Source organism: Pseudanabaena sp. BC1403, assembly GCF_002914585.1.
GTDB lineage: Bacteria > Cyanobacteriota > Cyanobacteriia > Pseudanabaenales > Pseudanabaenaceae > Pseudanabaena.
The window spans coordinates 38,750-59,814 of sequence record NZ_PDDM01000024.1 but is presented as its reverse complement, the minus strand read 5'-3'; the positions used below and the strand labels follow the sequence as shown (position 1 = coordinate 59,814).

Annotated in this window: 21 protein-coding genes and 1 pseudogene; 4 read left to right on the top strand and 18 right to left on the bottom strand. The window is 40.4% G+C overall.

Annotated features, from left to right (window positions below; translation table 11 throughout):
• The first annotated feature begins 45 nt into the window (after positions 1–45).
• Positions 46–537, top strand: coding sequence for a phage tail protein (locus CQ839_RS19070; protein WP_103669886.1), 492 nt, complete (start codon positions 46–48; stop codon positions 535–537).
• Positions 538–577: 40 nt separating this feature from the next.
• Positions 578–916: a hypothetical protein gene (locus tag CQ839_RS19065; protein ID WP_103669885.1), complete on the top strand. Its 339-nt coding sequence runs from the start codon at positions 578–580 to the stop codon at positions 914–916.
• 119 nt (positions 917–1,035) lie between these two features.
• Here the strand turns inward: CQ839_RS19065 and CQ839_RS19060 are convergent, their stop codons facing one another.
• The 3 genes from CQ839_RS19060 to CQ839_RS19045 form a co-directional block, all read right to left on the bottom strand.
• The gene (locus tag CQ839_RS19060; RefSeq protein ID WP_103669884.1) at positions 1,036–1,404 is read right to left on the bottom strand and encodes a hypothetical protein; all 369 of its coding nucleotides are present in this window, start codon (positions 1,402–1,404) and stop codon (positions 1,036–1,038) included.
• A 407-nt stretch (positions 1,405–1,811) separates the two neighbouring features.
• Entirely contained in the window at positions 1,812–3,395 is a 1,584-nt protein-coding gene (locus CQ839_RS19050) for a cell wall metabolism sensor histidine kinase WalK (protein WP_103669882.1), read from the bottom strand.
• A gap of 6 nt (positions 3,396–3,401) precedes the next feature.
• Complete coding sequence (locus CQ839_RS19045) at positions 3,402–4,076, bottom strand: response regulator transcription factor (protein ID WP_103669881.1); 675 nt, start codon at positions 4,074–4,076, stop codon at positions 3,402–3,404.
• 195 nt (positions 4,077–4,271) lie between these two features.
• On the opposite strand from CQ839_RS19045, the gene CQ839_RS19040 reads away from it, so the two are divergent.
• Positions 4,272–4,661: a hypothetical protein gene (locus tag CQ839_RS19040; RefSeq protein WP_103669880.1), complete on the top strand. Its 390-nt coding sequence runs from the start codon at positions 4,272–4,274 to the stop codon at positions 4,659–4,661.
• 223 nt (positions 4,662–4,884) lie between these two features.
• Here the strand turns inward: CQ839_RS19040 and leuB are convergent, their stop codons facing one another.
• Positions 4,885–5,967, bottom strand: a complete 1,083-nt coding sequence (leuB, locus tag CQ839_RS19035; RefSeq protein WP_103669879.1) for a 3-isopropylmalate dehydrogenase — start codon at positions 5,965–5,967, stop codon at positions 4,885–4,887.
• Positions 5,968–6,104: 137 nt separating this feature from the next.
• Complete coding sequence (rlmD, locus tag CQ839_RS19030; protein WP_103669878.1) at positions 6,105–7,469, bottom strand: 23S rRNA (uracil(1939)-C(5))-methyltransferase RlmD; 1,365 nt, start codon at positions 7,467–7,469, stop codon at positions 6,105–6,107.
• Positions 7,470–7,611: 142 nt separating this feature from the next.
• Here rlmD and CQ839_RS19025 point away from each other — a divergent pair, with 142 nt between their 5' ends.
• Positions 7,612–8,409, top strand: coding sequence for an ion transporter (locus tag CQ839_RS19025; RefSeq protein WP_103669877.1), 798 nt, complete (start codon positions 7,612–7,614; stop codon positions 8,407–8,409).
• Between the two features lie 4 nt (positions 8,410–8,413).
• On the opposite strand, the gene CQ839_RS19020 is transcribed toward CQ839_RS19025, so the two are convergent.
• The 13 genes and pseudogenes from CQ839_RS19020 to CQ839_RS18955 all read right to left on the bottom strand — a co-directional run bounded on the left by CQ839_RS19020 (position 8,414) and on the right by CQ839_RS18955 (position 20,996).
• Positions 8,414–8,782, bottom strand: coding sequence for a hypothetical protein (locus tag CQ839_RS19020; protein WP_258040794.1), 369 nt, complete (start codon positions 8,780–8,782; stop codon positions 8,414–8,416).
• An 84-nt stretch (positions 8,783–8,866) separates the two neighbouring features.
• Positions 8,867–9,208 carry a hypothetical protein gene (locus tag CQ839_RS19015; RefSeq protein ID WP_146048771.1) on the bottom strand — a complete coding sequence of 114 codons (342 nt, stop codon included), beginning with the start codon at positions 9,206–9,208 and terminating at the stop codon, positions 8,867–8,869.
• Between the two features lie 118 nt (positions 9,209–9,326).
• On the bottom strand, positions 9,327–9,917 hold the full coding sequence (locus CQ839_RS19010) for a hypothetical protein (protein ID WP_103669874.1): 591 nt from the start codon (positions 9,915–9,917) through the stop codon (positions 9,327–9,329).
• Between the two features lie 9 nt (positions 9,918–9,926).
• Positions 9,927–12,143 carry a DUF4157 domain-containing protein gene (locus CQ839_RS19005; protein WP_146048770.1) on the bottom strand — a complete coding sequence of 739 codons (2,217 nt, stop codon included), beginning with the start codon at positions 12,141–12,143 and terminating at the stop codon, positions 9,927–9,929.
• Positions 12,144–12,594: 451 nt separating this feature from the next.
• Positions 12,595–12,690: pseudogene (locus CQ839_RS26085) on the bottom strand (DUF4277 domain-containing protein); the annotation flags it as partial.
• A 17-nt stretch (positions 12,691–12,707) separates the two neighbouring features.
• Positions 12,708–12,914, bottom strand: a complete 207-nt coding sequence (locus tag CQ839_RS26080; RefSeq protein WP_103669872.1) for a DUF4277 domain-containing protein — start codon at positions 12,912–12,914, stop codon at positions 12,708–12,710.
• 141 nt (positions 12,915–13,055) lie between these two features.
• Complete coding sequence (locus tag CQ839_RS18985; RefSeq protein ID WP_103669871.1) at positions 13,056–13,517, bottom strand: hypothetical protein; 462 nt, start codon at positions 13,515–13,517, stop codon at positions 13,056–13,058.
• Complete coding sequence (locus CQ839_RS25235; protein WP_181016255.1) at positions 13,514–17,041, bottom strand: DUF4157 domain-containing protein; 3,528 nt, start codon at positions 17,039–17,041, stop codon at positions 13,514–13,516. The genes CQ839_RS18985 and CQ839_RS25235 overlap by 4 nt, the downstream gene beginning before the upstream one ends.
• A gap of 282 nt (positions 17,042–17,323) precedes the next feature.
• On the bottom strand, positions 17,324–17,764 hold the full coding sequence (locus CQ839_RS18975; RefSeq protein ID WP_103669870.1) for a divergent PAP2 family protein: 441 nt from the start codon (positions 17,762–17,764) through the stop codon (positions 17,324–17,326).
• A gap of 57 nt (positions 17,765–17,821) precedes the next feature.
• Positions 17,822–18,733 carry a geranylgeranyl diphosphate synthase CrtE gene (gene crtE / locus CQ839_RS18970; RefSeq protein ID WP_103669869.1) on the bottom strand — a complete coding sequence of 304 codons (912 nt, stop codon included), beginning with the start codon at positions 18,731–18,733 and terminating at the stop codon, positions 17,822–17,824.
• A gap of 129 nt (positions 18,734–18,862) precedes the next feature.
• Complete coding sequence (gene folD / locus CQ839_RS18965; protein WP_103669868.1) at positions 18,863–19,735, bottom strand: bifunctional methylenetetrahydrofolate dehydrogenase/methenyltetrahydrofolate cyclohydrolase FolD; 873 nt, start codon at positions 19,733–19,735, stop codon at positions 18,863–18,865.
• A 315-nt stretch (positions 19,736–20,050) separates the two neighbouring features.
• The gene (locus tag CQ839_RS18960) at positions 20,051–20,236 is read right to left on the bottom strand and encodes a DUF1830 domain-containing protein (RefSeq protein ID WP_181016254.1); all 186 of its coding nucleotides are present in this window, start codon (positions 20,234–20,236) and stop codon (positions 20,051–20,053) included.
• Positions 20,237–20,327: 91 nt separating this feature from the next.
• A complete protein-coding gene (locus CQ839_RS18955) occupies positions 20,328–20,996 on the bottom strand; it encodes a HAMP domain-containing histidine kinase (RefSeq protein WP_103669866.1) in 669 nt (222 codons plus the stop codon).
• Positions 20,997–21,065 lie beyond the last annotated feature (69 nt).

Below are 21,065 nucleotides of genomic sequence, written 5' to 3'. Positions count from 1 at the left end.
GGTGCTGAGCGCCACTCATATTAAAATTTGGAGGAAGGTGATTTCATGACAGCAGAAACGCAAATAGAATTTTTAGCTAAGTCTAAATTTTATGTAGAAATTACTTTACAGGGTAGCTTAGAAAAAATTGACGGCTACTTTATGGAATGTAGTGGGTTGTCGCGAAGTCAAGAAGCAATTGAAATTGTTGAAGTTACTCCGCAAGTATGGGGAAAGAGTGGTTCGACAAAAGGACGGGTCGTCCGCACAAAGCTGCCAGGAAATGTTAAAAGTGAGAATATTACGCTCAAACAAGGGCTGAATATTTCCATGACCATGTGGAATTGGCTGAAAGCTGTGGAAGATGGTAACTGGGCGCAACAACTCCGAGATGGAGATATCACTGTTTATGACCAAGCTTCTATAGAAAAAGCTCGATTTCGATTTAATGGCGCTTGGCCGATGCGTTACAAAGTTTCCGAATTTAAAGCTGATGCTAGCGAATTTGCGATTACTGAGATAGAGTTATCCGTTAGAGACTTTTTACGGATTAATTAATAGATTAATTAAACGCTTATGATTAAAATATGGTTCAAATATGATTCAAACAGAGTTTGAATTTACGCTACCCAAGGGCTATGTTGATGGTGATGGCAATCTACACCGTAAAGGTGTAATGCGATTGTCTAGAGCGATCGATGAGATTATCCCAATGCGTGATCCGCGTGTAAGAAGTAATCCTGCTTACGCAACTGTAATTATTTTAGCGAGAGTAATTATTAAATTAGGGGGGTTGGAAGAAATTAGTTCGATGGTAATCGAAAATTTATTCGCTAGCGATCTCAGCTATTTACAAAAGTTTTATCGTCAGATTAATGAGCTAGAAGATATAGAATGGAGTGGGTTAACCGAAGAGACAGAACATCCTTCTAGCTGAGATATCTACAAAAGAGATAAGAGATGACGAAAAGCGCTATCTCTTATCTTGTAACAATTTCTGATGAAATGAAACACAATAAATTTTAAAAGTGCGGCAAAACAATAATTTTAAAATTTTTATTGGCTTTGGTGGGTGTGTACAGAGCTTTCGGAAGCTTTGGCAATTTTTTGTAATATCTGATCAAACACTTTCCTCAAGATGAGCTTCTCTGTGGAAAATACGTGGGGAACTTCATCGACATCATCCAAAGAATTACTATCTAGAACTAGGCAGCTTTCGCCATCAGCCATCAGCCATTCTAGTTGAAGTAAAGCCTCGCGATCGCCTAATTCGCTGCTATAGCCCTCTCGAAATTCAAGCTCTATGTCTGATTCATAGCCATCAACGGGAATAAAAGCGGTTAATTTAGCATGATAACGAAGATTAAAATCTACGGCATATCCCAGATTGATTAGGATCTGCTCTAGCAATGAATAAGTAAGCATATTAAGGTTTATCCTAAACTGGGGGACTCCATCGATCGCATCTTCAGGTTTACTATTATATCGTGACGATCACCTTTCCTAATAGTTAAGGGAATCTATCTCAGTAATTCTCATTGTAAAAATCGGTTTTTTGAAAGCCCGCCTAAGGCGGGCTTTCAAAAAACCGATTTTGGTGTTTCAAGCGCCAAAGGCGCTTGAAACACCAAAATCGGTTTCATAATGAGAATTGCTGGAATCTATCTCAGTAATTCTGATTACAGCGATTTGCGTGTTGATTTGCAAGATATTTGTGGGTTTTGAAGATGGTTTGTTAATGATGATTAGCTTACTGCGTTCTTTGATCAAACCCAAACCAAAGAAATTTTTGAAATTTTCTTTGGTTTGGGTTTGAGAACAAAGAGCTGTCATCAATGATGAGGATGTATTGGCAACAGGAGTGTGAAACTGGTACTGCCTGAAATTGCTTGATCAAGTTGCAAGTTGCCATTATGAGCGCGAGAGATTTCTCTTGAGAGACTTAACCCTAAACCAAAGCCCTCAACCTCGCGATTACGAGAGTGATCGGCACGATGGAAACGCTCAAAGATACGATCGCGATCGCCAGCAGGTATATCCTTTGAACTATTGCTCACAGTAATAAATAGCGAATTTCCCTTTTGCTTAGCAAGAATTTGAATCCAGCCATTGGGTAAGTTATATTTGATTGCATTGTTGATTAGATTTTGGAGAACTTGGGTGAGCAATTCGCGATCGCCCAGAACTTTTAAGTTAGGTGAGATATCTAATTTTAGCTTCAGTTCAGGCGCTAGGATTTCGATATCTTCGGCTAATTCATCAAGAACTTGCGAGAAATTAAATGCTGTTGATTGGACATTCATTCGACCTGCATCGGCAAGGGAAAGCAGTAGCAATTTGCGGGTAATTGAACTCAAGCGACAGACTTCATCAATTAAATTGCTTATAGTTTGCTGCATTGCTGAACCTGTCTCTGTGCGTTGTAACGCTAGCTCTAACTCTCCTTGTAAAATTGCCAAAGGGGTCTTGAGTTCGTGAGCCGCATCAGCACTAAATCTTGAAGCTTGTAGAAAACTACGTTCTAGTCGTTCCATCATTTGATTAAACACTTGGACTAGTTCCACAAATTCCACATCCATATTTACAATTGATGTACGCTGATTAAGCCCTTTGGCATTGACTCGGCGGATAGTTGCCGTAATGTTTCTAATTGGTTTCAATGCATCACCCGACAACCACCATGCGCCGAGCATCACTAATAAAAGAGTTAAAGGCACGGCGATCAGAAAAACATTTTGAACTGCACTCATCTCGTGATCAATTACTTGTAAATTTACTGCGATCGCAATTCTAATAAATGGTGCAGAGACAGTGCCCATACGCCACTTTCCCGTTGAAATATTGCGCGTGACTAGATCGGATAAATTTCTGGGAACTTCAAAAGATCCATCTTGGGGGCGTTCTAAACTTGGATTTGCTGGCTGCTCTAATTTTGGAGGGATCGCAAAAGATGCATTTCCTTCTAATCGGTTGCGGTTGGGATTAGGTCTTGATGGTCTTCGGGCTTCAAGATTTGGAGGCTTTGTTGAGAGCTGTGATTCTATTTGAGGCGGTCTAGGATTAGCGATCGCTGAATTGGGAAAATTAGGAAATAGTGATTCAGGATATAGTTCTATTTGCCAGTTCTGGGATTGATGAATAGTTTTGCCATTGGCATCAATAACCAACAGAGCAATTGCATTTTGAGTCTGATTCCCCAAAAATGAAGCTCGATTTTTCTCGTAAGCTTGCCAATGAAAAGTTGGTCTTGGGACTAGGGATTCACGTAGGAGATGCTCTTTGATATCATTGTCGATCGCATTTAATTTGGATTGATAGAATAGAAAGTAAGTGACTCCACTAAAACCCGTGATCGCAGTTCCCGCTAATAAAGCAGATAATAAGGCTATACGAACACGGAATGATTTGAGCTTCAATGGTTTCTAGATTGGCTTGCGAAAACGATAACCGACACCGCGCACACTTTCCAGACATTCTTCACCATCGACTTTTTCGATTTTTTTACGAATGCGTTGAATGCAAACATCAATTATGTTGGTGTTTGGATTGAAGTCATACCCCCAAACATGTTCAAGAATTTGGGTGCGCGTAAAAACGCGACCTGGGGATCGCATCAAATATTCAAGTAGATTGAATTCGCGCGAGGTAAGTTCAATTACTTGCTGCTTGCAGGTGAATTCGCGGGTAAGACGGTCTAATTTTAGTGAAGCAACGCTGAGAATATTTTGGCGATCGCCTGAAACTCGTCGAACAACAGCATGAATACGAGCAATTAATTCTTCGACAAAAAATGGTTTGGCAATGTAATCATCGGCTCCGAGATTTAACCCTGCAAGGCGATCATCTAACTCGTTTCGTGCGGTTAATAAAATTACGGGAGTAGTACTTCCCTCTTTGCGTAAGCCTTTCAGGATCGCCAAGCCATCTTTCCCAGGAATCATAATGTCCAGCACGATCGCATCATACTCAAAAGTTGAAGCACGCGCATAGCCATCATTACCGTTATTGCAATAATCAACTACAAAGCCATGTTCTTTTAACCCAATGCACACGAAATTGGCAATTTTCTCTTCATCTTCAATATATAGAACGTTCATAAACATTCCTCATATTTGATCTAGCGATTCGGGTGGCTCAAAGCATCACCTGAACTGCTAGCATCTAGCACTACCATATATTTTACTTGCCTACTGCCTTTAGAAAAATTACAAAACTGTAATGCACTTGCTAAGTAATCAGTAATTTTTTTAGGTTTTGATGGAATGTATCGAGAGTAATTTCAAAGGTTAGCGATGATTAAATTTACCAAGTCAATCCAAGTTGTAGCGATCGCTCTTATCTTAGAGGGGGCTGTAACGATCTTACCAAGTGCACTGAACTTGAATTTATCTGCTCAGGCACAGTCAGAAACCAGTCAAGAGCGACCTCGCAATAAACCACCACGCCCAGACTTAGATGCGGCAGCTAAGAAGTTGGGTATCACCAAAGAAAAATTAGTTGAAGCTTTGGGTTTGCCTCCTAAACCTCCCGAAGAGTCTAATGGAGATCGTCCTCGTACTAAGCCACCACGTCCTGACTTAGATGCGGCAGCCAAGAAGTTGGGTATCACCAAAGAAAAATTGGTTGAAGCTTTGGGTTTACCTCCTAAACCTCCCGCAAATGCTAATCAAGAACGCCCTTAGAGCTAAAGAATGAGGAGATGAAAAGCATCTCCTGAAAGACTTTGACAGTAGTGTACTAGGATATAAAACCCAATAATTGATTGGCGGCGCTTCGCGCCGCCAATCAATTATTGGGTTTTGATTTGTCCTAAGACAAGTGACGGTGCGAAGCACCGTCACTTGTCTTTTGGGTTTTATGAACTAAGCAAAACTTACATTGCTATAGAGGAAAATAGTTGCTTTTTTAGAGTGCAGCTAGTAATGCTTCTCCCATAGCGATGCAGCCTAATCTTTCACAACCATCAGCCATGATGTCGCCTGTGCGCTTGCCCGAATCGAGAACCTTATTTACGGCAAGCTCGATCGCATCGGCTGCATCTCCTTCATTAAAGGCATAGCGCAACATCATCGCCGCACTTAAAACTTGAGCTAAAGGATTTGCCAAATCTTTACCAGCAATATCAGGAGCAGAACCATGCACAGGCTCAAACACACCAGGCGTTCCTGCTTCCCCGAGGCTAGCCGATGGCAACATTCCGATGCTACCCGTTAGCATCGCCGCTGCATCAGAGAGAATATCACCAAATAGATTGCTAGTTAGGATTACATCAAACTGTTTGGGATTGCGAATGATCTGCATAGCAGCATTATCCACATACATGTGGGACAACTTCACATCAGGATATTCGCTAGAAATACTAGTCACGCGATCGCGCCATAGTTGCGATACTTCCAAAACATTGGATTTATCAACTGAACAGACAGAACCACGACGTTTTTGAGCAGCCTCAAAGGCAACTCTGGCAATGCGATCGATTTCTGGCTCGGTATAAACCATCGTATTAAAACCACGACGCACACCATTTTCATCGGTGACAATCCCTTTGGGTTTGCCAAAATAAATGCCGCCTGTAAGTTCGCGTACTACCAGAATATCTACGCCTTCAACTACTTCACGTTTCAAAGTCGAGGCATCAATTAACTGCGGCAAAATCTGAGCAGGTCGTAAATTGGCAAATAAGCCCATGCCACCACGCAAGCCTAGTAAAGCTTGTTCAGGGCGCAAATTTGATGGCATCGTGTCCCACTTTTCGCCACCAACTGCGGCTAGCAAAACTGCATCACTATTTTTGCAAAGCTGTAAAGTTTCTTCGGGCAAAGGATGACCTGTCGCATCGATCGCAGCACCGCCAACTAGAGCTGTCTCGAAAGCAAAGGTAATACCAAATTTGGGTGCGATCGCTTGTAGCACCGCCACCGCTACCTTCATAATTTCGGGACCAATCCCGTCCCCAGGTAAAAGCGTGATTTTATAGTTTTTAGACATTACAACAAAGATAAAAACAGATTTTCTAACATAACATTGTAGCGATCGTCTTAAAGCAATTCTCAGGTTGAAAGTATGTCTGCTGCTTACTTTCAACCTGAGAATTACTGGATTGCTAATTTGTGGGGTTTTCTAATTTACGACTTTTTTAGAAAGGCGATCGCCTCGACATGAGAAGTTTGTGGGAAAAAGTCAATCGGTTGAATGCGGGTGATTTGGTAGCGATCGCCTTCGCATAGCAGCTTCAGATCTCTTGCCTGTGTGGCGGGATTGCAACTGACATAGACAAGGCTATCGGGAGCAAATTCGCGTAGATAGGAAATTACTTCAGGTTCACAACCTTTGCGTGGTGGATCGAGGATCACGATGTCAGGTTGCAGATTGAGTGTACTGATTAATTCTTCGACTTTGCCAGTATGAAAAACTACATTGTCAATCCCATTGAGTTCAGCATTAAGCTTACCTTGAGCTGTTGCTTGCGGCTGGATTTCGATCGCGATCGCCTGTTTGACTTGCTCCGCTAACGGTAATGCGATCGTGCCAATTCCTGCATAGGCATCTAAGAGGATTTCTGTTCCTTTCAAATCAAGTTCTGATTCAATGATTTTCAGCATCTTCTCGGCTTGCTCAGTATAGACCTGAAAGAAGGTGTCGCCGCGCAAACGGAAAGTTAAACCTGCAAATTTCTCTAGAAGATAATCCTTGCCTGCGATGCAACGACTGTCGCGTCCCATGATTGCATTGGTTTTGTCAGGATTACAATTGAGAATTACACCCATAACTTTAGGATAGCGATCTAACCAAGTTTGGGCAAATACACTCAAGTTCGGGACATCCCAATCTCTGGTTACTAGTGTAATCAAGACTTCACCTGTATTCCGACCAATGCGCAGCCCTAGATGGCGCAATAGCCCTGTGTGCGTCTTCTCATCATAGATTTCCCAACATTGATTATGAATATCGCGCTTAATTTCTTCCAACATCGGATCGAGTCGGATATCTTGGGCTGGACATTGATTGAGATTGACAATTTTATGGGTTCCCTTTTGATAATATCCTGCCTTAAGATTGCCATCGCGTCCCGTTGCTAGGGGATAAGTGACTTTGTTGCGATAGTGTAAACTTTCCTTCGCGCCCACAATCGGTGAAATGAGTGCTTCTAACATCTCAGCATCAAAACCACCGATGCGTTGTAAAGCTTGTAAGACAATATTTTGCTTAGTTCGCAACTGTGCGGGATAGCCCACTGTTTGCCATTGACAACCGCCACATTTATCGGCAACGATGCATTTAGGGTAGACGCGATCGCTTGATGGTGAAAGAATTTTCTCAATACTGGCGTGAGCAAAGTTCTTTTTTACAAATTCTAATTTCGCGGTAATGCGATCGCCAGGAACACTATTGGGAACAAAGATGGCGATATTTTCATAACGCCCCACCCCATCGCCGCTATCAGCTAGATCGTCGATGGTCAGCGTGATTTTTTGTCCCTGTAGTAGCATGGTTTCCTAAATTAATCTATGGCTGGAGATATTTGATTATAGCTTGTCGCAAAGCCCGAAAATTAAAGGTGTTGCGGAGCGCCACCTTTAATTTTTGGGCTTTGTTTTTTGGAATCTGCAATTTGGTATTATTTAATTCGTTATGTTAAGACAGAAAATCAGTCAGAAGATTAACTTTTATCTTGATGATCTTGCTACACCCGTTGGCAAACTGATCAATATCTCGATCGCAATTCTTGTAATTGCCTCCGCCGTCAGTTTTGTCGCCCAAACCTACGAAATATCCGAGATTACACGCCACCGTCTCAATTTGCTAGATGACATCATCCTTGGTGTGTTTGTTTTTGAATATTTTTTGAGGTTGATTTGTGCCGAAGAGAAACTCAAACATTTATTTAGTCTCTATGCAATTATCGATCTAGTCGCAATTTTGCCATTCTTTTTAGGGGCGATCGATGTGACGTTTATTCGGCTATTGCGCTGGTTTCGGATTTTGCGATTGATTCGTTTGGTGGAGTCAAAGGCTCTATTTGTTAACAAGACCGAAGATATCGCCATTTTATTGAGGATACTCTTCACCTTATTTGCGATCGTGTTTGTCTTCTCAGGTTTGGTCTACCAAATCGAACATCCTAGCAATCCCAAGTTTCATACCTTTCTTGATGCTTTCTATTTTTCTATTTTCACGATGACTACTGTGGGCTATAGCGATGTCATGCCTAGGTCTGACGCGGGTAAACTGACGACAGTGATCATGGTTCTCACTGGTATTGCCTTGATCCCTGTGCAGTTAGGCGAGTTATTTAAGCGATTGGTGCAAACTGCAAACCAAAGCGATCGCGATAATGACATAATGAAGAATAGTGTCTGTTCAGGCTGTGGATTGTCTTTACATGATGCTGATGCAGAATTCTGTAAGGTATGCGGCACTAAACTATGAGCCTTTATTTTTTAAATAGAACTTCAGTTACATGACCTTTAAATAAATCAATTCCTAAAGCAGACTTAAGAAGATAGAGAATTAAAATAGTAACTGCGCTAATAAGTAAACTCATGGCAATAATCAATAAAATTGCGGCAATTATGTTGGCAAATTTAGCAAAGCCTTTAACTTCATATTGTCTATCTTGTTTACGCCTATCTTTGCCGATCATTAGCACAACAAAGTAGCGGGTGAAAATAAGATCAATCACAAATCTGAGATCGATTAACTTTGGAGAAGATTTAGGAATTGCTGTATGAATAACTGATTTTATTTGTTCTATCTCTGCCTCGTCTAATTTCTCCAAAACCTGTAGAGGAATTTGGTGCATATAGTAATCTACATTTCTCGCATTGTAACTTCTAAAAGATTGGCTCACTTCTTTTCCTTGTATTTCTTTTATTTATTGTATTTATTATCTAGTTGTCCATTGATACAGATGCCAACCAATTGTCATGGCTCCCCATGTAAGTATGATTAATCCATAGGTGGATTTACGATTGTCTAGTCCTAACTTATGCATTTTTGATTTGGCAAATGCTAGTAAAAAAATCATGCCAGTAGCTAGTATCCAACATGATAGTAACAATAAAGCGACAGTTTGAGCACTTATTTCTAATAAGATGAATGGCTTTGCCCACACAAATACAGCACCCCAGATCCACAGGGAAATCCAAGCGATCGCTAAACTAATTGAAGATGCTCCTGTTTGGGCTAATCTCAATGTAACTAAGTAATTTCCGATCAAAATAAACATATTTACATTGTAAGCCGCAAGGAGATACCCCACAGCGATATACCCAAATATCAAAACTATAAGATAAGCAATTGCACCAAAAGAAATTGAGATTAGCTTCATTATTTCAATCAAATAGTCATTTATCAGGTAGAAAAAATAAATTTCCGAATATTGAACCAGCTTTCTCGTAATCAGGGTTTAGGTTCGCAGAATCTACTGTTTTTGATGTGTAGGTTGAATCTAATGAAAGGCAAATTTTCCATGCCTTTTTTCCCCGACGAGCTAACAGAACATAGAGGAAATTCAGATTCAAATTGTCACTTAATTGAGCCAGCCCTTGATAAGCATGAAATTCATCAACATCAAATCCCTTTGCAAGGGAGAGATCTTTTTGATATATCCATGTTATCAAATCAGCTTCTTGATAAACTGTTTTGATCCCTAGTATAGGGAATCCAGTCAAAGCCAAGATTGAATCCAGCCAGTCACGTATATCTGCTTGCAGGTCTACGTTATTCATGAAATTAATTGTTAAACACTCACTCATATTTGAGCCACGAAATATATGCTCAATTTCTAAGGGTGTTTCAGTCATCTCTGGCATAACATCCCAGTGTTTTGGTAAAGATAATCGACAGTGCAATACATTGTTATTCATGCACCGAACAGGAAAAGCCTCAATTTCTTCTGGCATTTTTAGCCAAATCGGCTTGGACTGAATAAACATAATTAGTATTTAGTTACCCGTGACATATGCAAATTTTCTTTTGTCTAACAAATCTTCTAGTGGAGTTTGAAGTAATTTATCTGGAGTTCTGGGGTCTCTTAAAGTCACCTTAATTGCATTTGGTAATGCCTCAGGATTATCCTCAGGGCGTATTTGAGCATTGTCATTAATACCAAGAATGGAATAGCAATGGGCTATTCCAATACCACCATGCTCGCTCTTCTGGGGCATCTTATATCCGTCTGATTTAAAGGGATTCATACTTGTTGTTTTGTCAGTCCATGTTTTTGTCCCAGCCACAAGTGGTCTACTGTTTTCCAGAGACTCGACAATAAGGATGTATAGTTTCCATGCTTCGTTGACTTCAGGACTTCCTTTCTCTGAGGATATGAGTTCTATCTTTGATTTTTCGCCACTTATCATGCCTATAATCTCAAATGGTTTACCCATAGGTAAGTTTGCATATTTCCCTTTGGAAATAGCCCAAGCTTTTTGAATAAATGCAGGCCATAAATAACTATCTTTTCTTCCACCGTATAAAGGTGATCCATCTGGCGCAATAAATAGTTTTTTCTGGACTGTGACTTTTAAGACAGGGTGCTGATGACCGCTATCATTAAATCCTGGGAAAGTAATATCTAAGTCTGCATCCCCGACTCTGGTAAATAGCCCAGTAATGGCTGCTGGGTTGACTTCTGCTATAGAAATTAGAGCAGCATGAAGATAACAATCTGAGATGGCACTTTGAAAAACATCAGTTTGAGATATAGGAGGATCGTTTTGAGCTTGTGGTAGTATCTTTCCTTGCTTTGGATTAGTATTACTAGTGCCAATTGTTGAAATATCTTTGTATTCACCTAGAGCTTTTATTGTATCTGGTTTTGTATAACCATATACCCAATTCAAATTGAGAGTATCTGCCTTCTGTTGATTAACATCAACTTCCATGAATTTAACCAAACAATATTCTCCTTCAGGAAGACCATCAGGATCTATCTCTCTTCTGACTATTTGAAGTTTATTTTCCTTTTTAAGTTTCTTTGTTTGTGGCGTATTACCATTGAGTTTTAAGCTGCCGTCTTCATCAGTTAGAAATATACTAGTTGAGCCAATTCGTTTGTACTTTCGCTTGTAAATCGCATCATCAGCAAACTGATCCTTTCCCTCCACAAGATCTTCTCGTTGTATCTGCGATCGCTGCACCGCCCCTCCATTTTGCTGCACTACATGAGTTAACTCATGGGCAATCAACTCCTGCCCACTTCGACTACTCGGCTCATACGCACCCTGCCGAAAGAACAGATCCTGCCCTGTCGTAAAAGCTTTTGCTTGAATTGATTTGTTTAATTGGTCAGACTGCGAATCTGTATGTACTTTTACACCACTAAAATCTGCTCCCATCGCTTGCCCCATCGACTGTTGCAGATTTGCCTCTAGCGATTGTCCACTACCCCGTGCACTTTGAATTGCCGACTCTAAATCAGTTGATGCTTCACCACCTCCAAGGTTTTCACTCCTTTGTACTAGAGGCTTCATTTGCAATTTATCATCATCTTCCAAATCTTGTCGCTGAATTGGCTGACTTTGGGAATTAGTTGATGAATGAATTTGTTGGACAACCCTAGCCGCAGTAGCATCAGCTTCCTGTTCATACTTATCATTGGGCTGACCAATGGTAAGCTTTGCTTGGAGCGCCATTCTCTCAGCAGCGATCGCCTTTAATCTATTCCCAGACTTTCTTTGCACTGTCACGACAGATTCGGCATCCGTAGACTGCTTTGCCTGAATTGCCATTTGCCGTTCTGCTGCGATCGCCTTCAATCGATTTCCAGACTTTCTTTGTACTGGCGGAGGTTCAGGATTCATTGTGAACTCTTTTGCATCTTCCAGTTCCCCTTCACTTTTTTCTTCTTCTACAGATTCTTGCCTTTGAACTGGTTGATTTTGTAAGGCTGCATTAGTTGAAGGTTTTGATTGGATTGCCATTCTCTCAGCAGCGATCGCTTTCAGGCGATTTCCTGATTTCCTTTGCACAGGTGTTGCTGATTCTGAACTTGGTGTATTAATTATTTTTTCTAAAAAATTTTCTGTATATCCAGACTTGCGTGAAATCGCCTCATCTTTTTCTTCTGAATCTAATAGAGCGAATGGTCTAGGTTGCAGATTTAGAGATGTGGGGTTTACTAAAGATGAAGTTTTTGTTGATCTGTCGTTAGTATGTTCCATACCTAGTTAGCTCCTAGTATTTTCTATAGTTCCTTGCAAAGTTATACCAATTCACAAAAGTGCGGCAACACTTTCGTGAATTAAAAACCAAATCCAGTAAGGGTTTTAAAAACACAAAAAGGCGTAGCCATTTTGTGTTTTGGTATTACGTAGAAGATAACTTGATTTTTATTCTCGCATAACCAGACTTTATAAAATGCTAAAAAATATTGAGTTTGTTCTTTGTTAATGAATTTACTAGCTAAATTTGCGATCTCCTTCTCCAAATTTTGGACTTCTTGCCATAATGTTATTGCGATCGCGCCAACTAAAAAGTAATGACTTAACATCGGCTATCCTAGATGAATTGTTAGTAATAAGACTGCCTATTCAATATTCATTTTAACCTATACAAGTCAAGTCGCTCGCTTTGGTATTACACACAAGTATTGTTGATGTTGGGTTTAACTCTTCAACCCAACCTATCTGTCGCTATCTTCACAAATATTAGCGTGATCCCATATGCGTATAGTTGTTCCATTACTCTTCCCAGTCGGCTGTCGTTTAGATGTTTTGTCGCTTTTCCTAAAAAAAGTCACTGAATAAATATAATGGAGCCGTCAAGAATCTCATCCAGTTTAAAATCATCGCTTTTACCACTTGCCCTGCACTCACTTTCTCTTGCGGATGGCTTCCTAGCTCCCGATCTATGATTTCTAATATCCCGATATTATCTACTATCCCAGCAATAATACCCAGATGGTCTATGTTTTGTAAGTCTATCTGGGGCATTTGGCTGTTTTGAATGCGTTTAAATAAAAATACCTTATTTCAATTTTAACCTGCTGAATGTAGGTTATGAGTCCCTTATGCAAAGATCTCTAGGTGTTGCACTTCAGATTTGAATTGGCGAAATCCTAACGAGCGATCTCATTAATTGAGATATTGCACGACAAACCCAAGCTCTCTCTCAAAAAATTCTTGCAATTCTTCGATTTTTGGGTTTTCCATTTGTAGTAACCAACTAATTGAGGGACGATTGAAGTCTTCAACGTTGCTCTGAATGTTCTGTGCCATTCCAAGTAGATACTGCCACATATAACGGTTTCCACTCGCAAACAAGCGATCGGCATCGGTAATACAGATTCCAAATTTCTTGGCATCGAGCCAGTCTAAGTTAGAAAGTTCTTGGCTGAGGATATTTAAACTCAACTCTTCGCCAGGGAACTGAACGGCAAGGGCAAGCTGTTCCAAAAAATCTTTTGGAGTAGAGCATTTTTTCCCATCAATCCAAAAAATCTTTAAGCCTTTTTCCTGAAATAGAGTTGCTGCAAAGTCTCGATCTTTCGAGAAAAATGCGAATACTTCAGGCGCAAATTGATAAAGCTTTGTCATAGTCTGAACCTTTTAAACGTCTTGTAGTGGTCGCTTGTATAGTAGTGATTTGCTCCCCCTACAACAATTCGATTTTTGCCCCGATTAGGATCGCTGCTATAAGGTTTAATATCATATTCCGTATACCCAACATTGTTAGGTAGCACCATACCAGGCTCGGTTCCGTTACCATGATTGCCAAAGTGACCACCTGAATAGAACTGCCCAACAGTTTTGTGAGTAAGGGCATGTATCCTGACTGAATTAACATCATCTTTTACCCCTAATCCTAATCCTGCACGACTAGTTACTGGGACAGTGCTTTCAGCACAGGTTTCTCCAGCCCAAAATTGTTGATCTTTGTCGGCTTGTAATTTGTTGTAGATATTGCCAAAACTGTGATTGTAATCGAGCCATTTTTTAACATCAACAGGAGTTTTCGGTTTCTTTGCCTTCGCTAAAAGATCTAATACCTCAATGGTTCGAGTAACATTATTACCTGATTCTGTATAAATATGGGCAACTTGTTCGCCATGACCGACGATCCAATCTTTAGCAAGCATTTTCTCAGAATCAACCTTTGGAATGCTTTTTGCAATCAAAAAGGAAGCGTCTGCGGCTTTACCCTTATGCTTGAGGTAATCTTTTCCTTCCTGAAGGGGATCCACTATTGTAGGAGGAGGAACAGTTAGTTCGTCTAATAACTTATTGACATCCTTCGAGCTATCCTTTTTACTAAAAATAGTTAATGCTTGGTCAATATCGTTGTTTGCTTTTTTAAAGAACTTCAGCAATTCTGTAAAGTCTTTAGTCTCATCGAGATCGATTAGGGTTTTAAACCTTCCAGCTTCTCCAGTTTTCGCTTCGTTCAGTAATAGCATCAGTGCTTTAGCTTTAGCATCAGCACCTCCTACTGGAATATGTACATTCTCTAATTTTTCCAAAGAGAAGACAGTAAAGATTTTCTGAATATCAGTAAGTGAGATCGTCGCATTCAGTCCATTCACGAGCCATGCAACCAGTTTAGTTGCTTTTTTGTCATCTACCCCTGCCGAATTCAGCACCCATTCAGAAGCCGCCTCACTATCAGGAAAAGCAAATAGCGGAGTAATGGCTAGCTTTAGAGCGTCTTTATATTTTGTCTTATTCCCTTCCAACCCAGAATCGAGTTTTCCTTTTTTAGTTTCAAACTCCCCTAGTTTTTTAGATGTTTCTTGTTTGTATTTTGTTTTATTCCCTTCCAAACTATTATCTAGGGATAATTTCTTCTGTTCTAATTCTTCTAATTTGTCTTTTATTAGATTTTTGACAACGAGGGAACTGGACTTAGGTACATCTAGACTTGGGAAAATAGATTTCAAACCTTCATGAATCTTCTTGTTTAGAAGCGGTTTTTCCAGTTCTTTTTTCGTAAAGGTATGATCATATTTACATCCTGTTTTCTGTTCGAATGTAGTTTTAAAAGTTTCTATATCTATTTCTGCAACAGCTTTATCGTATTGATCAATTGCTTGTTTATTGCCGATTTCTCCAGCAATTGATTCATCTGGCTGAGAGGAATCGATTGTTTTGTCATATGAGGAGATATACTTTTCCCGTTCTTGTTTGTTTTCTTCAATGGCTTCATTGTATTCGTTAGTTGCTTTCTGATTACCAAGATTTTCTACTTTGTCTTTAACTGACTCATGATAATTATATTCCTCTGTTTCGGTCATTACTCGATCTGCAACAACTGGATCGTTACCCTTTGTCTTCAATTTTTCCCTTGCTGCAGCAAGAGCCTTAACTCCTTTAGTTTGGTACTTCAATAGGTAATCTTTAATCGCCGGAGCAACATCTGTATCATTGTTTGTGAGTGTTAATGCCTCTCTCATGAGAGCTGATTCGTTTACATTACCAACTAGAGGAGCTAATAGTTGGTAAATAGCCGAAGCAAGTGCTGGGTTATATTGCGTTTTAATCAAAGTATCTTTCATTAGATCCAATAGATTTGGAGTACCAACCAATGGGATGAGTAAGTCGCATTGTTCTTTTGGTTTAAGAATGGGAAGGGTTTGCGACTTGAAGAAATCAACTAGAGGTTCTATCTGCTCGTTAGCATATTTTCGAAATTCTTGAAAAGCAACATCCCCAATTTTTTCTCGGAATTTTAGCCTGTTAGGAGTATCAGGATAGCCAAATCTGCCTTTGAGCCATTCTGACGTAGCTCTTTGGATTACGTTAGAGGAAAGTTGAGCGTTAACTGTTCGTTGAATATTGTTCCGATCGCTTGTGTCTGATGATGCTTTTTGAGTATCGAACTTGTTTGGCACAGAGTCGGAAATCATTGAGGATGCTTTTGCACCCATTACATCTGCTTCGTTTTCCAGTCCTGTATCGTCATTGATCCCAACTCCTTTCGTTTGCAGTGTAGGTTGTACCCGTCCCTGTTTTTGCTGTACCACATGCCAAGCTTCATGGGGTAGATGCTCTTCCTGTCCAGATGCAAGGTGAATGTCATTCCCTTGAGCGTAGGCTAGGGCATCGATTTGAGATGGTTTTGGGGAATTTGTATGAACCCGCACATCCGATATGTCTATGCCTGATAGCGATTCGATCCCATCTTTTAACCGATCTGGCATTCCTGTTTGGTTTGGTTGTATCTCTGCTTTCGCCTGTACAGTTACATCTGCCTCAAACTTCCCCTGAATCGCTTCCTCTTCTTCCTCATTTACGACTGCTTCACGTTGCAGTGCTTTAGCAGAGCTGTTTGTGTTTAACGGTTGTATGACTTTTGTTGCTTCATCGACTTTCTGCTCGTCGTTATCGTTTGACTCTGCGATCGCAAGTTTTGTTTGAATCGACATCTTTTGCGCATTCTTTGCTCTCAAGCGATTCTCAAACTTGCGCTGAACTGGCTGACTTTGCGAAGTAATTGGCGAATTAATTTGTTGAACGACCCTAGCCGCAGTAGCGCCAGCTTCCTGTTCATACTTGTCATTGGGCTGACCAATGGTAAGCTTTGCTTGGATCGCCTTTCTCTCAGCAGCGATCGCCTTTAATTTGTTTCCAGACTTTCTTTGCACAGTCACGACAGATTCGGCATCCGTGGACTGCTTTGCCTGAATTGCCATTTGCCGTTCTGCTGCGATTGCCTTCAATCGATTTCCAGACTTTCTTTGGACTGGTGGAGGTTCAGGATTCATTGTGAACTCTTTTGCATCTTCCAGTTTCCCTTCACCTTTTTCTTCTTCTACAGATTCTTGCCTTTGAACTGGTTGATTTTGTAAGGCTGCATTAGTTGAAGGTTTTGCTTGGATCGCCATTCTCTCAGCAGCGATTGCTTTCAGTCGATTTCCTGATTTTCTTTGCACAGGTGTTGCTGATTCTGAACTTGGTGTATTGATTATTTTTTCCAAGAAATTTTCAGAATATCCTGACTTCCTTGGAATTGCCTCATCTTTCTCTTCTGACTCCAATGGAGCAAATGGTCTAGGTTGTAAATTTAGAGATGTAGGGGCTACTAAGGATGAAGTTTTTGTTAATTTGTCGTTAGTTTGTCCCATAATCTAGTTATCTCCAAGTATTTTCTATGCTTTCTCGAAAAGTTGATTTTAAGTAGGAGTTGACTTGATTGTATTTTCGCATAAATATTTTTAAATAGTAATAAATATATATAAGTTATGAAGATTCAAAGCCCGAAAGAGAGGTGCGGCAGTTTGCGCCGCACCTCTCTTTTGGGCTTTATGAGACGATTTGAGAGACCACAGCTATATTAGCGATCGCTACCTAAATTAAATCCAAAATAAGAGAGGCGGTGCTTTGCACCGCCTCTCTTATTCTCTTAATTATAAAAACCACCACATCAGCAAGATGCCTAAGATTGATCCAGCAACAACTTGGGCGGGGGTATGACCTAATAACTCTTTAAGAGGATCATGTTCTTCTTCAAACACTTCCACCATGATTTGATTGAGAACCTTTGCCTGCTTGCCTGCGGCGCGGCGGATACCTGCGGCATCGTACATGACGATAAAAGCGAAAACTGTAGCGATCGCAAATTGAGGTGTGTCCCATCCTTGAGTCCGACCGATACCTGTAGCCAATGCCGAGACTAAGGCTGAATGAGAGCTAGGCATTCCTCCTGTTTCAAACATTATTTTAAATCTGAGTTGTCGAAATTGGGCTAACTCGATAAATAGTTTGAGTATTTGTGCTGTTAGGCTAGAACATAGAGCAATTAGCAGAACTTGGTTATCGAGGATTTCGCCAACAGGATGGAGGTTCATATCAATTGCAAAAATTAGGGACAAAAAAGAGGTCAAAGAATATTGTGAGATTAAGGTTTAATTTTTCCGAGCAGTAATGTAATCGGCAAGAGCCATTAGAGGTAAGGCTGCATCACCATAACTGATAAGTTGAGCCTTGGCTTGTGCTACAAGTTCCTGTGCTTTTTGCTGCGAGGCTTCGATACCCCACAAGCTAGGATAAGTAACTTTTTGGGCGGCGATATCTTTGCCTGCCGTTTTGCCAAGCTGCTCAGAAGTTGCTGTGATATCTAGGATGTCATCAATGATTTGAAAAGCTAAACCTATGTTATTAGCATAAGTGGATAGATGCTTAATGTCGGTATCATTTGCACCAGCTAGCAAGGCTCCACAGATGACACAGGATTCCAGCAAGGCGGCTGTTTTATGGATATGAATGAAGGTGAGCGTTTCTGCCGTTACATCTCGCTTGCCTTCGCATTCTAGATCAACAACTTGTCCGCCGACCAAACCAGTCGCAGCGACAGCATGACCGAGATGGGCGATCGCTTTCAAAATACGCTCCGCAGGTACACCCTTTGTCTGGTCAGCAATAAATTCAAAGGCATAGGCAAGCAAGGCATCCCCCGCCAAAATCGCAATGTCATCGCCATAAACCTTGTGATTAGTCAGTTTTCCGCGCCGAAAATCATCATTGTCCATTGATGGTAGATCATCATGGATCAATGACATGGTATGAACCATTTCCATCGCACAGGCGGTAGGCATTGCCGAAGCGCGATCGCCGCCTAATAATTCACAAGCAGCAAGGCATAATATCGGACGTAATCGTTTGCCACCAGCCATTAGCGAGTAGCGCATGGATTCATAAATTTTTTCGGGATAGGTAACCGCGATCGAAGCATCAAGGGCTGCCTCAACCTCTTGTTTAAGATCGCGTAAATACTTATCTAAATTGAATGCGACTGTTTCGGTCAATGTTTGGGGCATGGCTGACTTCAATGGTTTCAACAATAACTAATTGCTAGAGTGGGGCAAAAACTCCAGACTGTATTAAGGACGATATCCAGAATGTATATTATGCAACGACTTGCGATCGCAACCCCAAATTTTGCCTTTTTACTTTTTACTTTTTACTTTTTCCTTGTAGCTCCAAACAGTATTGTGCAAAAGCATCGTCACTGTCATTGGACCAACACCGCCAGGAACAGGGGTAATGTGTGAAGCAACTTCGCTAACGTTGGCATAGTCCACATCGCCAACTAGGCGAGATTTGCCTTCGTAGTCGGTGATGCGGTTAATCCCGACATCGATGACCACGGCATTAGGCTTGACCATTGCGGCTGTCACAAATTCAGGTCTACCGATCGCGGCAATTAAGATATCGGCTTTGTTGGTAATTTCGGCGAGATTTTTAGTGCGCGAATGGGCGATCGTCACTGTGGCATTTTCTTCGAGTAGCATTAGTGCCACTGGCTTGCCGACAAGAATACTGCGCCCGATTACAACGGCATTTTTGCCAGCAATATCAATTTTTGCTTCAGCTAGTAATTCCATCACTCCAGCAGGTGTGCAGCTCCGCAAGCCAACTTCACCTCTTGCTAATTTGCCGAGGTTATTTGGGTGCAGCCCATCGGCATCTTTATCAGGATGAAGACGATTTAAAAGGGCGATCGCATCTAAATTTTCTGGCAGAGGCAACTGGATCAAGATGCCATCTACGCGATCGTCAGCATTTAGCTCGTCAATAACTTGCTCTAATTCTGCTTGAGTGACGCTAGCAGGAAAATGTTTTCCAAAGGAGGTGATCCCCGCCTTATTGCAGGCGGTCTCTTTATTTCTTACATAGGCGGCACTGGCAGGATTGTCTCCCACCATCAGCACGGCTAACCCTGGAGGACGACCATATTGAGTTTGTAGTTGTGCGACCTCTTCAGCGATCGCCTTTTGCATTTTCTTAGCAAGAGCCTTGCCATCAATGATTACTGCCATAAGCTGATATAAATTTTACTTTGCGTTGTCGTTACCTAATAAGTAGCTAGGCACAATTAAATATAACCCCTCCCAAATCTGGTTAGTCCTAAATAAGGAAAGGGTTTATATGGTAAGGATAGGCAGTACTTCGTGCCGCCAATCCTTACCTCTTTAGCACTATCAAAATCTGCACTGCTTGCATAGTGGGCGGTACAGATTTTGGCTCTATTTTTTAATTATGCTGAGTTACTTATCTAAATGATTGTATCGCTTGATGGGAAGTATAGTTAAGTAACACTTTGGAAGATTGACATTAGTACTTACCCCAAAAAACTATAGTTGTAGGCAAGGTATGCGATCGCATAAAATGGCTGTAGCGATCGTGTATGTACTAATCTCTAAACAAGCATCAGACGGAGCTTCAAAACAAAAATTCTCTTCTGGAAAAACTGCTTTTTCAATGCATTCATCTAACCCAATCTGTAATCGAATAATTTGAATCTGTTTAGTTTGATTCATATAGTAATATGGCTTTTTATTGAATTTATCTAAATCAGGATTTAGCATGACTTTCAAATATGTAAAAAAAGAATATTTCTTTTGTAAAAACTTAAAAGCTGCTATGCCAGTGTATTAATTTGTTGACTGGACTATTCGATTTAATTCTACAATCATATATACTCATAATCGCTTTTGATAGGGAGAAGGTAAACAAGAGATCTTGTTCTTCTTCTCGATATACAACTGATAGATTAGTATTATTCGCTTCGGTGAATTGGCGACATAATAACAATTCAATCCTTGCAATTATCTCATCGATTTTGTTGGGATTAGATATGTTCTCATGCTCTTGAAAAAGTTCATAAAAGTCATTTTTGTTGGTAATTCCGCCAGAGATAGAAATAGATGTTCTGACTTTATCCTGAACAGTATCAGAAGAAATTTTTATCTTCTCCCCATTGGAACCAAATTTTATGATATTAACAATGAGATTCCTAACCATGCAGCAGATCATATCTCGACGTGCATACACAATAGAATCATGATTCATTTCAAATAAAATCTGAATCCCTCTTGGGGCTTTAATTCTAGATAACCTCAAGATGCTATCAGATATTACCTCGTCAATCATAAATGTAGTGTTTGCTTCCTTGACCTTAATTGATTCAGTTACAAAATAATTTAGAGATTCTTCTTGATCTTTTGTAGAAGTATTCAGGTTTGAAATTGTATTAATATATTCTGAGAAAACTATCGATTCTTTATTTTGCTTATCCATTGTTTTTCTCCAAATTCTTTTTTACATTTAGATATAAACTTGATTTCGGATCTTTAATTTACGATGGTT

What these genes read in the sequence shown, in the direction of transcription:
- CQ839_RS19070 (WP_103669886.1), top strand. Translation starts at nt 46, where the DNA reads ATGACAGCAGAAACGCAAATAGAATTTTTAGCTAAGTCTAAATTTTAT.
- CQ839_RS19065 (WP_103669885.1), top strand. Translation starts at nt 578, where the DNA reads ATGATTCAAACAGAGTTTGAATTTACGCTACCCAAGGGCTATGTTGAT.
- CQ839_RS19060 (WP_103669884.1), bottom strand. Translation starts at nt 1,404, where the DNA reads ATGCTTACTTATTCATTGCTAGAGCAGATCCTAATCAATCTGGGATAT.
- CQ839_RS19045 (WP_103669881.1), bottom strand. Translation starts at nt 4,076, where the DNA reads ATGAACGTTCTATATATTGAAGATGAAGAGAAAATTGCCAATTTCGTG.
- CQ839_RS19040 (WP_103669880.1), top strand. Translation starts at nt 4,272, where the DNA reads ATGATTAAATTTACCAAGTCAATCCAAGTTGTAGCGATCGCTCTTATC.
- leuB (WP_103669879.1), bottom strand. Translation starts at nt 5,967, where the DNA reads ATGTCTAAAAACTATAAAATCACGCTTTTACCTGGGGACGGGATTGGT.
- rlmD (WP_103669878.1), bottom strand. Translation starts at nt 7,469, where the DNA reads ATGCTACTACAGGGACAAAAAATCACGCTGACCATCGACGATCTAGCT.
- CQ839_RS19025 (WP_103669877.1), top strand. Translation starts at nt 7,612, where the DNA reads ATGTTAAGACAGAAAATCAGTCAGAAGATTAACTTTTATCTTGATGAT.
- CQ839_RS19020 (WP_258040794.1), bottom strand. Translation starts at nt 8,782, where the DNA reads ATGCACCAAATTCCTCTACAGGTTTTGGAGAAATTAGACGAGGCAGAG.
- CQ839_RS19015 (WP_146048771.1), bottom strand. Translation starts at nt 9,208, where the DNA reads ATGTTTATTTTGATCGGAAATTACTTAGTTACATTGAGATTAGCCCAA.
- CQ839_RS19010 (WP_103669874.1), bottom strand. Translation starts at nt 9,917, where the DNA reads ATGTTTATTCAGTCCAAGCCGATTTGGCTAAAAATGCCAGAAGAAATT.
- CQ839_RS19005 (WP_146048770.1), bottom strand. Translation starts at nt 12,143, where the DNA reads ATGGAACATACTAACGACAGATCAACAAAAACTTCATCTTTAGTAAAC.
- CQ839_RS26080 (WP_103669872.1), bottom strand. Translation starts at nt 12,914, where the DNA reads ATGCCCCAGATAGACTTACAAAACATAGACCATCTGGGTATTATTGCT.
- CQ839_RS18985 (WP_103669871.1), bottom strand. Translation starts at nt 13,517, where the DNA reads ATGACAAAGCTTTATCAATTTGCGCCTGAAGTATTCGCATTTTTCTCG.
- CQ839_RS25235 (WP_181016255.1), bottom strand. Translation starts at nt 17,041, where the DNA reads ATGGGACAAACTAACGACAAATTAACAAAAACTTCATCCTTAGTAGCC.
- CQ839_RS18975 (WP_103669870.1), bottom strand. Translation starts at nt 17,764, where the DNA reads ATGAACCTCCATCCTGTTGGCGAAATCCTCGATAACCAAGTTCTGCTA.
- crtE (WP_103669869.1), bottom strand. Translation starts at nt 18,733, where the DNA reads ATGCCCCAAACATTGACCGAAACAGTCGCATTCAATTTAGATAAGTAT.
- folD (WP_103669868.1), bottom strand. Translation starts at nt 19,735, where the DNA reads ATGGCAGTAATCATTGATGGCAAGGCTCTTGCTAAGAAAATGCAAAAG.
- CQ839_RS18960 (WP_181016254.1), bottom strand. Translation starts at nt 20,236, where the DNA reads ATGAATCAAACTAAACAGATTCAAATTATTCGATTACAGATTGGGTTA.
- CQ839_RS18955 (WP_103669866.1), bottom strand. Translation starts at nt 20,996, where the DNA reads ATGGATAAGCAAAATAAAGAATCGATAGTTTTCTCAGAATATATTAAT.